This is a genomic window from Sphingobacterium sp. Lzh-3 (assembly GCF_046764375.1).
In the GTDB taxonomy this organism is placed as follows: domain Bacteria; phylum Bacteroidota; class Bacteroidia; order Sphingobacteriales; family Sphingobacteriaceae; genus Sphingobacterium.
Genome location: NZ_CP177226.1, coordinates 2,860,948 through 2,873,781 on the forward strand (window position 1 = coordinate 2,860,948; position 12,834 = coordinate 2,873,781).

A 12,834-nucleotide genomic window follows, 5' to 3' on the forward strand; every position below is an offset into this window, starting at 1 on the left:
ACATCGAAGAAAAATCAGATGGTTTCTTATCAAAAATTTACGTTAGAAAACGGCCTGCGTGTATTGGTACACGAGGATCATAATACGGCCATGGCTTGTGTCAATATCTTGTATGACGTCGGCGCGAGGGATGAGTCTCCGGAACAGACCGGATTTGCACACTTATTTGAACACCTGATGTTTGGTGGAAGTATCAATATTCCGAACTTCGATACCGAATTGCAAAAAGTAGGTGGTGAAAATAATGCTTTTACAAGCAACGACATCACAAATTACTACATTACCTTGCCTTCCTCAAATCTCGAAACAGCATTGTGGCTTGAGTCGGACCGGATGTTAAGTCTGGCTTTTTCAGCACAGAGCCTTGAGGTGCAACGAAATGTCGTGAGCGAAGAGTTCAAACAGCGTTATTTGAACCAACCTTATGGCGATGCCTGGCTCAAATTGCGACCATTAGCGTATCAGGTACATCCTTATCGCTGGGCGACCATCGGAAAAGAGTTAAGCCACATTGAAGAGGCTACCATGGAAGATGTAAAAGCTTTCTTCAAATTACATTATAATCCACAGAGTGCAATTATGGTTGTTTCGGGAGATGTACACTTTGAAGAAGTAAAGGCTTTGACCCAAAAGTGGTTTGGCGATATTGAAGCTGGCGAGAAATATAATCGTCAATTGCCTAAAGAGCCGGTGCAAACGGAGATAAGGCGTGAGACGACTTGGGCAGACGTGCCTCTAGATGCACTATACATGGCATTTCATGGCCCCGCAAGATTGGAAGAAGGGTATTTCGCAATGGACCTTTTGTCCGATATTTTATCAAGAGGATCTTCCTCACGTTTGTATCGTCGATTGGTAAAAGAGGGGCAGTTATTTAGTGAAATAAACGCCTATGTCATGGGAAGTATCGACAATAACCTCTTTGTCATTGAAGGAAAACCATCGGAAGGCATCTCGCTAGAAGAAGCTGAACGTGCGGTTTGGGCCGAATTGGAGGTCATAAAATCCGAGTTGGTACCTGCAGCTGAATTGGAAAAAGTAAAGAATAAGATCGAATCGACAAATGTTTTTGCGGAACTATCTATTTTGGATAAAGCCATGAACTTGGCTTTCCATGAGTTGCTGGGTGATGCAGATGGCATTAACACGGAGGTCTCAAAATATTTATCGGTGAGTGCCGAGGAAGTTCAACAGCAAGCTCAGGCTATTTTTAGACCCGAGAATGCTTCTATATTAATGTATAAATCAAAAGAAGAGGAGGCTGTACATGTTGGATAGAACAAAAGCACCTGAGTTCCGTGAAATTGGAAATATAAGTTTGAAAGAGCCAATCAAGAAGCAGTTTGCAAACGGATTGCCTGTCTATGTTTTCCATTCGCCCGAGCAGGAGCTGGTGCGGATAGAATGGATCTTTGAGAATACCTATCTTGACGGGCAGATTGAAAACCCGTTGTTAAATAGTGCTTTAAGCGCCTTACTTAAAGAGGGGACACATACCATGTCCAGTGCAGAGATTGCAGATAAAGTAGATTTCTACGGTGCATTTCTTGTCCCTGAATACTCTTTTGACGTAACTTCTTTGTCGCTTTATACATTGAACAGGCACAGTCAGGTCCTCTTGCCGCTTGTAAAAGATATTCTGACAGCGGCATCTATTCCGCAACAGGAGTTAGATACCTATTTGCGTAATAACAAGCAAAAGTTTCAAGTTTCTATTCAGAAAAATGATTATTTGGCGCGACGTAAATTCTATAACTTGATCTTCGGTAAGAATAATCGTTACGGGCGTACACCAAAACTGGAAGATTATGATGCGATTACACGTGCGCAGTTGATCGAATTGTACCAGCAGGAAATTGTTCCTAGTAACTGTACCTTAATTGTTTCAGGTAATGTTTCGGAAGAGCTATTGCAAGAACTGGAACAAATTTTTGGTGTAGATTGGAAAGGAGCAGCTATTGACTCTTCTTTGAATGGGCCTGTTTTGGCGCAAGGATCTAATGATCTGGTTTACGAAGAAAAAGAAAATGCATTGCAGTCAGCCATTCGTTTAGGTTGCCAGACGATTGGAAGGACACATCCTGATTATCCTGCACTACAGTTTGTCAATACTTTATTAGGTGGTTTTTTTGGTTCCCGTCTGATGCGCAATATTCGTGAAGAAAAAGGGTATACCTATAGTATCGGTTCGGCGGTCGCAACCTTGAAGCATACTGGTTTTATGACCATTGTAACCGAAGTAGGGGTAGATGTAACGCATGCAACCTTGACAGAAATAGAAAAGGAGATTAATTTGTTGAAAACAACATTGGCCTCCGATGAAGAGGTGAATCTCGTTAAAACCTATATGGAAGGTTCTATGTTGGGTTCATTGGAAAGTATCTTTTCGCATGCAGACAAGTTTAAAAGTGTTTTGTTAAATGGGATGACATTATCGTATTATTCCTATTATATGGAACAGATCCGAAACATGTCGCCAGAGAAGGTGCGTGATCTTGCCAATAAATACCTGGACTTTGATGCAATGGTGAAAGTTGTTGTTGGGAAAATCAGTCAAGCTGAATCAGTTCATCAAGCGGTTGTAAATTAAATTTCTTAGACTACAAAAATCGAATACTACTTTGTATTTTTGGTTTTTGATAAAAAGCGTATTATCCAGCATGGAATTAAAATTAAAAAGACCATTGGTATTTTTCGATTTGGAAACTACAGGTGTTAATGTGGCGACCGATCGTATTGTGGAAGTATCATTTTTGAAAGTGATGCCCAATGGTGAAGAAACAGTCTATACAAAGAAGATCAATCCAGAAATACCTATTCCCGCAGAATCCTCTTTTTTTCATGGTATTTATGATGAAGATGTGAAGGATGCTCCTAATTTTAAAGCAATTGCAGTGGAGCTTGCGGCTTTTATTGCGGATGGAGATCTGGCGGGATATAATTCCAATAAATTCGATGTCCCTATGCTTATGGAAGAGTTTTTGCGGGCGGGCGTTGATTTTTCATTGGAGGGAAGGGCATTTGTAGATGTTCAGAACATTTTCCATCAAATGGAACAACGAACGTTGAAAGCGGCATACAAGTTTTACTGCAATGAAAATCTTGAAAATGCACATACGGCTGAAGCTGATGTTCGCGCAACATATGAAGTATTGAAAGCGCAGTTGACAAAATATGAAGGGGCAGCATTTGAAGATAAACATGGTGTCGTATCTTATCCAGTAGTGAACGATGTCGAAGCCCTTCATGCGTTTACCAACCTAAGCAAGCCGGTAGATTTTGCCGGGCGTCTCGTATATAATGCAGAAGGATTGGAAACAATCAATTTTGGTAAACATAAAGGAAAACCTATTATTGAAGTATTTGAGCAGGAGCCTAGTTACTACGCTTGGATGCAGAATGGTGATTTTCCATTGTATACCAAGAAGGTCTTAGAGAATATCTGGAATCGGTATAAAAAGGAAAAGAGTGAGCAAAAAGCAAAAGCAGCAGCCACCCATTCTGTAGAAGATAAAAAACTTGCGAAAAAGGAATTCAATCAGCAAAAAGAAGAAGCGTCACAGAACATTTCTTTAGATATGTTGAAAGGATTGCAAGATAAATTTAAAAAATAACTTTAATTAATAGCTTAGAAAAAGGATTATGGAATTCAAACAAGAAGTGGAGCATGTACAGTGTTTGATTATTGGTTCAGGGCCAGCAGGTTATACTGCAGCAATTTATGCTGCACGTGCGGATATGAAACCAGTCGTTTATACCGGTATTGTACCAGGAGGACAGTTGACTCAAACAACTGAAGTGGACAATTTCCCTGGTTATCCAAAAGGTATTACTGGACCGGTGATGATGGAAGATTTGCGTGAGCAAGCTGAACGCTTCGGAACTTCAGTGCGTTTTGGATATGTGACTAAAGTAGATTTTACTGGTGAGGTACACCGTGTTGAGATCGATGGAACAGTACAAGTTACCGCAGATACAGTGATTATTGCAACAGGAGCTACAGCAAAATGGTTAGGCTTAGAATCTGAACAAAAATACAACGGCTTTGGTGTTTCGGCATGTGCTGTATGTGACGGGTTTTTCTTTAAAAACCAAGAAGTTGCTATTGTTGGTGCTGGGGATACAGCGGCAGAGGAAGCAACATACCTTGCAAAACTATGCTCAAAAGTACATATGTTGGTTCGTCGGGACGAGTTTCGTGCCTCAAAAGCAATGGTACATCGTGTGATGAATACGCCAAATATTGAAGTTCACTACAATTCTGAGGCAAAAGAGGTTTTAGGAGATGGTCAAGTGGTGACCGGAATACGTGTTATTAACAATAAAGACCAGTCCGAAAAAGATCTAGAAGTAACAGGTTTCTTCGTTGCTATTGGGCATAAGCCTAATACCGAGCTTTTCACAGGTATTCTGGATATGGATGAAACAGGTTATTTAATCACAAAACCAGATAGTACTGCGACAAATATACCGGGTGTTTTTGCTTGTGGTGATGTTCAGGATAATATTTTCCGTCAAGCAATCACTGCTGCAGGTACAGGTTGTATGGCAGCCTTGGAAGCTGAAAGATACTTGGCAGCTAAAGAAAGCGACGAATAATCGCGATAAGAATAAACCAATAACTTGTTCAAAAAATTATTTTTCAAAAAGACGACCTATCTAGTAGTCTTTTTGAAAAATAATTTTATATTTGTGTAGTCGTTAACAATTGGCGTTGGCAACGATTACTCAACTATACTACTAAATTTTGAACAAGTATGAAAAACGACCACTTTACAGTTCGCGAGAACAATTCAAATCCCACCTTTCTTTTTAATTCCTTTCTCATTAATTGTCGAATGTGCATGTGCTGAAAAGCATACAATTCCTCCATGTTTATATATCATTAAACATGCAGTAAAGTTTTTATAACAAGAGTACCAATGGCGTTGGCACTTGTTTGCATTTTCACATTAAATTGAACAGACAATGAAAAAATTTGGAGTACTGCGGTATTCTGCTTTAGTCGTGCTTTTTCTGTACGCATTCGGAATCGTACAAGCACAAGAACCAAAACCCATTATTAATGCATCCTTAGTTGGAAAGGTTATTGATGCGACAACCAAGGAGCCCATTCAGGGTGTTACCGTACAATTGGAGGCTGTTACCCATAGCGTACAGACAGACAATCAGGGTAATTTTCAATTTGTTACTGGACAGAAGCTTCCTTTTACTTTAATTTTAAGTTTCTTAGGTTACGAAAAAAAACGATTGGTTGTCAACTCGTCGCCAGCTGTTATTGAGTTGACCCCTGCATCAGCGGACCTCGATGAGGTTGTCGTCGTTGGCTACGGTACGCAGAAACGTCGAGATCTGACAGGTTCGGTAGCCACATTGCCTGATAAGCTTCTAAAACAGCCTGTTTCATCACTTGATCAAACGTTAAAAGGTGGGATATCGGGAGTGCAGGTCACGCAAACCTCTGGACAACCAGGAGGTGGTGTCAGTATCCGAATTCGCGGGGGGGCATCCATCCAGGGAGGAAATGAACCGCTTTATGTCATTGACGGATTTCCGGTGTATAACCAAACCGAAAGTACGGGGGTAGGAAGCGGTACGCCAGTGAATCCACTGGCCAGTATCAGTCCTACGGATATTGAGAGCATTGAAGTCCTTAAAGATGCGGCTGCGACGGCTATTTACGGGTCCAGAGGAGCTAATGGTGTCATCCTGGTAACAACGAAGAAAGGTCGGGCAGGGCATGTACAATTAAGCTATGATGGTAGTTTTGGCGCACAAAATGTACTTAAACAAATAGACGTGTTGAATGCCCATGATTTTGCAGTTTTAAGAAATGAGGCATTGTATGATGCAAATCCAGGCTTAGGGGCTTACCAATACCGCACAAAGACTGAAATCGATCAATTAGGTGATGGCACTAATTGGCAAAAAGAGGCCTTTCAAAGCGGTAAGGTTTATAATCAGCAGCTTTCGCTGTCTGGGGGAGCGGAAAAAATACAATATTATCTGGGAGCAAATTATTTCGATCAAGATGGTGTTATTATTAACACAAATTTTAAGCGTATAGGGTTTCGATCAAATATAGATGCTAATCCTTTCGATCGATTACAGGTCGGTGCAAATCTATCAGTTAATAAAACAAATGCGCAGATAGCTCCCACGGGTATTGTCAATGCCTTACTCATCATGCCTTCGACAGCGACCGTCTATGAAGCCAACGGTGCGTATACGTTACGGAACCCTTTTGAAAACATATTTGCCAATCCAATAGCAACCTTAAAAGAAACGACTAACAATTCTAATGGACTTCGGATATTGGGGACATCATTTGCTCAATATCGGATTTTAAAAGGTTTACAGGCAAAAGTATTGGTCGGTGTTGATTTAAATAGCAGAGACGATAAATATTATTTGCCATCTTATATTTATGAGGGAGCTGGTACTAAAGGAAAAGCGAGCTTAGGAAATTTTGACGGAACTTCCTGGTTAAATGAAAATACCCTGAACTATACGGGTTCAATTGGTCAACATAATTTTAATGCTTTGTTAGGATTTACCCAACAGGAGTCTAAAAATGAGATCTTTAATGCCGGTGCTGAAAATTTTGTAACCGATGAACTGTTATTCAACAGTTTGCAGAGCGGCTCTACTATCGTTCGGCCATCTTCTGACAGCTATTCCTGGGGCTTGCATTCTTATTTGGCGAGGATCAATTATAACTACGCAAATAAGTATTATGTTTCTGCAAGTTTGCGCCGCGATGGCAGTTCCCGCTTTGGTGCGGACAATAAATGGGGTAATTTTCCCTCTGTAGCATTATCGTGGCGTGTTGCAAATGAATCTTTTTTTAAGGAGATTTTTCCCGCTGTGAATGATTTTAAAATACGTACAAGTTTTGGTACCACTGGTAATCAGGAGATTGGGCAATACCAGTCGCTGTCGACCTTATATAGCTTGAATTATCTCTTTGGAAATAATGTTGTCGCCGGTTTTGCCCCACAACGTATTCCCAACAAAAATCTGGGCTGGGAGAGTACGTTGCAATACGATGGCGGCTTTGATATCAGTCTCTTTAACAATCGCCTTCAATTTACAGCCGATTACTATTATAAGAAAACCAAAGATCTCTTGCTGAATGTCGAAATACCGTGGACTTCAGGGTATGCCACTTCCCTTCAGAATTTTGGTTCCGTATCGAATAGGGGATTGGAATTGAGTTTAAAATCACGGAATTTACAGGGGAGAGTCAGCTGGAATACAGACTTTAACTTTTCCTTTAATCGCAACAAAGTGTTGACTATTGGTGAAGGTGCTAGTTCCTATATCTCTGGAAACTATATTATTAAAGTGGGCGAGCCAATCGGTACATTTTATGGAACGGTAACCGATGGCATTCTGCAATTGGGCGAAGAGAATAATAAGGGCAAGTTTACAGGAAATGCTACACCGAAAGCGGGAGATCGCCTATATAAAGATATCGATGGTGATGGTCAATTTACCACGGCAAATGATAGAACGATTATCGGTAATGCGCAGCCCGATTTTATTTTTGGGCTGACCAATAGTATTTCCTACAAAGGTTTTGATCTGTCATTTCTTATACAGGGAACAGTTGGTAATGATCTGCTTAATATCAATAGACAGAATCTAGAGATGTTTACCGGTCAGCAAAACGCATCAAGTGATGCATTGATGCGCTGGACACCTTCAAATCCAAGTCAGTTATATCCGCGGGCAAAATTAGACCCGGCACCAGTATTTTCCAATCAATTTGTAGAGAGCGGTTCCTTTGTCCGGCTGAAATCATTGCATTTTGGATACAACTTCCCAAAGGAATGGCTTGAAGGGGCCAGTATCAAGAGTCTTAATCTCTATTTAACAGCACAAAATCTTTTGACATGGACAAAATATAAAGGTTTTGACCCAGAGGTGACGTCGGGAAGTAACGTGCAGATAGGGACCGATTCGGGAATTTATCCTGCAGCTAGATCTATTTCCGCAGGGATTTCTTTGACTTTTTAATATACCTGTAAATGTATTGAATAGGGATTTTGTGATAAGCCCATTCGTATTGACAAGCAATTTATTCAAATGAAAAAAATACATCTTTTATCCACTGTCTTTTCGATCTTTCTAACAACAATTTCGTGCTCGAAATTGTCGGAAGATCCCGCAGGTGCTTTGGTGTCAGAACAGTTTTACCTTAATCAAGATCAAGCAATCGCGGCTGTGACCGGGACTTATAGAAAATTATATGAAACTGGTCAATCATTGTATAACAGCCTATTCCAGATCGGTGTTGAGATGGCTACAGATGATTATGAAGCAGGACCAAGAGCCAGAAATGCACATGTCCGGGCGATTAGCAATCTGACACATGATGCATCCAATGATCGGATGGAGCAGCTTTGGAAGCAGAGTTACGATGCGATCAATGCTTCGAATGTTAACATTGCGAAGATTGGTGCAATGTCTTCGGGGCAAATTGAACCTACTATACAGCTGCGCTTGATTAATGAAGCAAAATTTCTGAGAGCTTTGCATTATTTTAATTTGGTACGCTGGTTTGGGGCCGTACCGTTGGTAACAAGTCCTGTTGAGACCTTGTCTCCGCAGGAACTTTATGTAGCTAAAGCTCCAGAAAATGACGTATATGAGTTGATTATCGCTGACCTAAAAGCTGCATCGGCGCTCCCGAATTACAAAAATTACAGTGACGCAGATAAAGGCCGCGCAAGCTCGGGAGCCGCCAAAAGCTTATTGGCAAAAGTCTATCTGACGCGAAGCGATTGGAGCAACGCAAAATTATTAGCCAGGGAAGTTATTGATAAGGAGGGGTACGCGCTTTTTCCGGAATTTGCTGATGTCTTTAATATTGATAAGAAGAATGGCAGCGAACATATCTTTTCGGCTCAATTTAAGGGAAACAGTGGTTATCAGGGAAATTCTTTGGCGAGCAGGTCTGCACCCGCGGATATTCCGGGGATCAATGGCGATTATGCCGACGCACTGCACGTAGAAGGCGGATTGTACAAGAGCTTTGCCGCAAATGATAAACGTCTGACGGTAACCTTTACCACGGGGATGCTGTCGCCTACAGATGGCAAATATTATCCATTGGCTAAACCGCAATTCAATAAATATTATGATGAAACCGTTGTTGGGAACCAAGGGCAGTCTTCTAAAAACACACCAATCATCCGTTATGCGGAAGTACTGTTAATTTTTGCGGAAGCCGAAAATGAGTTGAATGGCCCAACGTTAGAGGCTCGTAATGCACTAAATGCGGTGCGTCGCCGAGCCGGTGTGGAAGAGGTTTTAGCTTCGGAAACGAAGGACGTTTTTAGAGAGTTTGTTTTTGAAGAACGAAGAAAGGAGCTGGTCTACGAATATCAGCGCTGGTTTGATCTGGCGCGAAGGGGAGCTGTATATTATGTCGCTAAGCTGAAAGCTGCTGGAAAGACTAATGCTACTGCCCGCCATATTCATTTTCCGACGCCACAACGCGAACTGAATCTCAATCCAAATCTTTCACAGCATCCCGATTGGATAAATAAATAATAGACGAATAAAATTTTAAGTAAATGAAAACGAAACTTTTATATCTTATACTGTGTCTGTGCAGTTTGCCGGCGGCAAGCTGGGGACAAGATAGCCGTCCAAATATTGTATTGATTTTGGTGGATGATTTGGGGTTTTCGGATATAGAGCCCTATGGAGGGACAGACTTTCATACACCGAATTTAGCCGCCTTAGCCAAAGAAGGGACGAGGTTTCAGGAATTTTATAACAATTCCATTTGCGCTCCTACACGTGCATCCTTATTGACAGGACAGTATGCGCATCGTGCCGGCGTAGGGTATTTTAATGTTAACTTAGGCCTTCCTGCTTATCAAGGCTTCTTAAATCGTGAATCAAGGACCTTAGCTGAAGTTCTTAAAGAGGCTGGTTATTCAACCATTATTTCGGGCAAATGGCATGTGGGTGATGATTTCGATCAATGGCCAGCACAACGTGGATTTGAACGTTCTTTTAATTTTGTAGGTGGCGCGTCCAATTTTTATGAAATCAACGGTCCAGAACGTCCGACGGTGCCTTTATATCGGAACAACAAACCTTTCTACCTGCCAAAGGGGCGTTATTTGACTGATGAGATTACCGATCAGGCCATTGGTTTTCTCAAAGAACAGCAAAGCGAGAAAAAGCCCTTTTTCTTGTATTTAGCTTTTAACGCTCCGCACTGGCCTTTACAGGCGCCAGAAGAGGAAACACAAAAATACAATGGTGTATATCGTCAGGGATGGGATAGTCTACGCATCAAACGTTATGAAAATGCGCAACGAACTGGCGTTTTCCCTTCAGGACAGACTATTGCGAAAAAGGATTCGGCTGTACAGTCCTGGGAGAAATTGACTTACGATGAGAAGCAGTATTGGCAGCGCCGGCAGCAGGTTTTCGCTGGTATGATTGATCGAATGGACCAGAGTGTTGGACGCATTAGGAAAACACTGAGAGAGTTGAAAAAAGACAAAAATACACTAATCATTTTCTTATCGGATAATGGTGCTCAGGGTGGCGATCGGGCCCGGATTTATACCGCAAGGAATACCGAAACCGTTGGTTTGCCCGGATCCTATGAGGTGCAAAATGGCAATTGGTCCCAAACCGGTAATTCTCCACTGCGTAGTTATAAAGATAATCCTTATGAAGGAGGCATCGGTGCCCCATTTATTGTATGGTATCCTAAGGAAGTAAAGGCGAATGCTATTAAGAAGGGAGTAGGGCATCTTATCGATATTGCTCCCACACTATATGACTTTGCTGGTGCTCATTATCCAATCCATATTGGAGATACTGCAATAAATGCGCTCCCTGGCTTAAGCTTAAGAGCTGTTTTTCGTTCAGACCTTAATCAGGTCGATCGCAATGTTCCGCTGTTCTGGGAGCGGGCCGGAAATCGTGCTGTTCGATATGGAAAATGGAAACTAGTCTCCCTATTTAGGAAAGAAAACAAACCAGAGCTATACAATATTGATGAAGATCGGGGGGAAAACAACAATTTGGCTGATCGCTACCCAGAGATTGTGAATGATCTTGAAAAACGCTATGAGAAGTGGGCTAAAGAGAATGCTGTAGTGGATTTCAATCGGTTAAAGACAAACAATCAATTTCGCTAGTAATAAAAGAAGGTAATATGAAAAAGATAATTTTTACATTATTTACTTTGCTTGTCTTGATGGGGATAGGCAATGCACAGCAGAAGAAGCCCAATATCATCTTAATTTTGGCGGATGACCTGGGCTATTCAGATTTGGGAGCATATGGATCAGAAATTTCGACACCTAATTTGGATCGTTTGGCCAATGAAGGGTTACGGCTGAAGCAATTCTATAACAATTCTATTTGCGCACCTACACGGGCTTCTCTAATCACAGGACAATATCAGCATAAAGCTGGTGTCGGTTACTTTTCGAACGATCTTGGTCTTCCTGCCTATCAAGGCTATATCAATACTGAATCCCTCACTATTGCTGAAGTGCTCCGGTCTAATGGGTATATTACTGCAACTTCCGGCAAATGGCATGTTTCGGGAAATGGGAAAAGTCTACCATGGGATCGTGGCTTTGATCTGGTATTCCCCAAACAGGAAAAAAATGCAGATTCAGGAGCTCCGACATTTAAAGCGCAAACGGACCCAGAAGGATACCCTTTGGAATCGTCGTTTTCAACAGAGTTAATCAATCGTGAAGCGGAAGGGTTTTTAGATCAGATTAAAACCCAAGAGAAGCCTTTTTTTCTCTATCTGGCCCATACTGCACCACATTGGCCATTGGTGGCCTTGCCACAAGATATTGCAAAGTACAAAGGACGTTATGATAAAGGATGGGAAGCTATTCGACAAGAACGTTTTGAACGGCAGAAACAATTGGGACTTACGCCGATAAAGACAGAAGCATCGATTCCTGATGAAGATATTTACGATTGGTCAAGATTATCATACGATCAACGACAGCTATGGGCAAAAAAAATGGAAATCTTCGCGGCAATGGTTGATCGTCTGGATCAGACTGTAGGTAAATTACTGAAGAAGCTGAAAGACAACGGGCAATTGGACAATACGCTTATCGTGTTTCTCTCAGACAATGGAGCTCCAGCGGAAGATTTGGTGCGATGGTTTCATGGCGCTCGGTTGAATACGGGGCCTGTGGGAACAGAGGGCTCGTTTGAATCACAGAGCAAAAATTGGTCGTACGCTTCCAATACACCTTTCAAGGCATTTAAAGATTATACCTATGAAGGAGGGATCAACGCGCCATTTATAGCATGGTTTCCGGGTAAGGTCGCGAAAGGCATCAGACAGGGGACCGGGCATGTGATTGATCTGGCGCCTACCTTCTATGACTTGGCTGGCGCTGTATATCCGAAAGATTATAAAGGAATTAAGTCGAACAAATTGCCCGGGAAAAGCTTGCTCCCAGTGTTATTTCAAGGTCAAGATACTGTGTCGCGGGCAGAGGGCTTGTTTTGGGAACGGGCTGGCAACCGTGCTGCACGTATCGGGAAATGGAAGCTTGTATCAACCTGGCCTTCCTATAAATGGGAACTCTATGATTTGGAACAGGATCCTACTGAACGCAAAGATATTGCTGGACTGCATCACGATGTTGTTTCTCGCTTATCTACAGCCTATTTTCGTTGGGCTAAGGATAATGGTGTTGTGGATTTCGCTGAATTAGAGGCTAGAGAACCCCAAAGCATGAAGGATTTTAGAGAAAGTAAAGTACAGGAGATTGCTCCACCGGCATTTCGCTTTAAATAGAAAAGGGAGCATGT

The 12,834-nt window shown here is 41.8% G+C and carries 8 protein-coding genes; all 8 read left to right on the forward strand.

Annotated features, from left to right (window positions below; translation table 11 throughout):
* Nucleotides 1-18 precede the first annotated feature (18 nt).
* The 8 genes from ACLCDV_RS11780 to ACLCDV_RS11815 all read left to right on the forward strand — a co-directional run bounded on the left by ACLCDV_RS11780 (nucleotide 19) and on the right by ACLCDV_RS11815 (nucleotide 12,820).
* Nucleotides 19-1,278, forward strand: a complete 1,260-nt coding sequence (locus tag ACLCDV_RS11780; RefSeq protein WP_336835070.1) for a pitrilysin family protein — start codon at nucleotides 19-21, stop codon at nucleotides 1,276-1,278.
* On the forward strand, nucleotides 1,268-2,590 hold the full coding sequence (locus ACLCDV_RS11785) for a M16 family metallopeptidase (protein ID WP_411973805.1): 1,323 nt from the start codon (nucleotides 1,268-1,270) through the stop codon (nucleotides 2,588-2,590). Before ACLCDV_RS11780 ends, ACLCDV_RS11785 begins: the two co-directional genes overlap by 11 nt.
* 70 nt (nucleotides 2,591-2,660) lie before the next feature.
* A complete protein-coding gene (locus ACLCDV_RS11790; protein ID WP_317666992.1) occupies nucleotides 2,661-3,614 on the forward strand; it encodes an exonuclease domain-containing protein in 954 nt (317 codons plus the stop codon).
* Between the two features lie 28 nt (nucleotides 3,615-3,642).
* Nucleotides 3,643-4,599: a thioredoxin-disulfide reductase gene (trxB, locus tag ACLCDV_RS11795; protein ID WP_411973806.1), complete on the forward strand. Its 957-nt coding sequence runs from the start codon at nucleotides 3,643-3,645 to the stop codon at nucleotides 4,597-4,599.
* 369 nt (nucleotides 4,600-4,968) lie between these two features.
* Entirely contained in the window at nucleotides 4,969-8,022 is a 3,054-nt protein-coding gene (locus tag ACLCDV_RS11800) for a SusC/RagA family TonB-linked outer membrane protein (protein ID WP_411973807.1), read from the forward strand.
* 69 nt (nucleotides 8,023-8,091) lie between these two features.
* Nucleotides 8,092-9,561 (forward strand): RagB/SusD family nutrient uptake outer membrane protein, encoded by a 1,470-nt coding sequence (locus tag ACLCDV_RS11805; protein ID WP_411973808.1) that lies wholly within the window; start codon nucleotides 8,092-8,094, stop codon nucleotides 9,559-9,561.
* Between the two features lie 23 nt (nucleotides 9,562-9,584).
* Entirely contained in the window at nucleotides 9,585-11,177 is a 1,593-nt protein-coding gene (locus ACLCDV_RS11810) for an arylsulfatase (protein WP_411973809.1), read from the forward strand.
* Nucleotides 11,178-11,194: 17 nt separating this feature from the next.
* Nucleotides 11,195-12,820 (forward strand): arylsulfatase, encoded by a 1,626-nt coding sequence (locus ACLCDV_RS11815; RefSeq protein WP_411973810.1) that lies wholly within the window; start codon nucleotides 11,195-11,197, stop codon nucleotides 12,818-12,820.
* The last annotated feature ends 14 nt before the right edge of the window (nucleotides 12,821-12,834 follow it).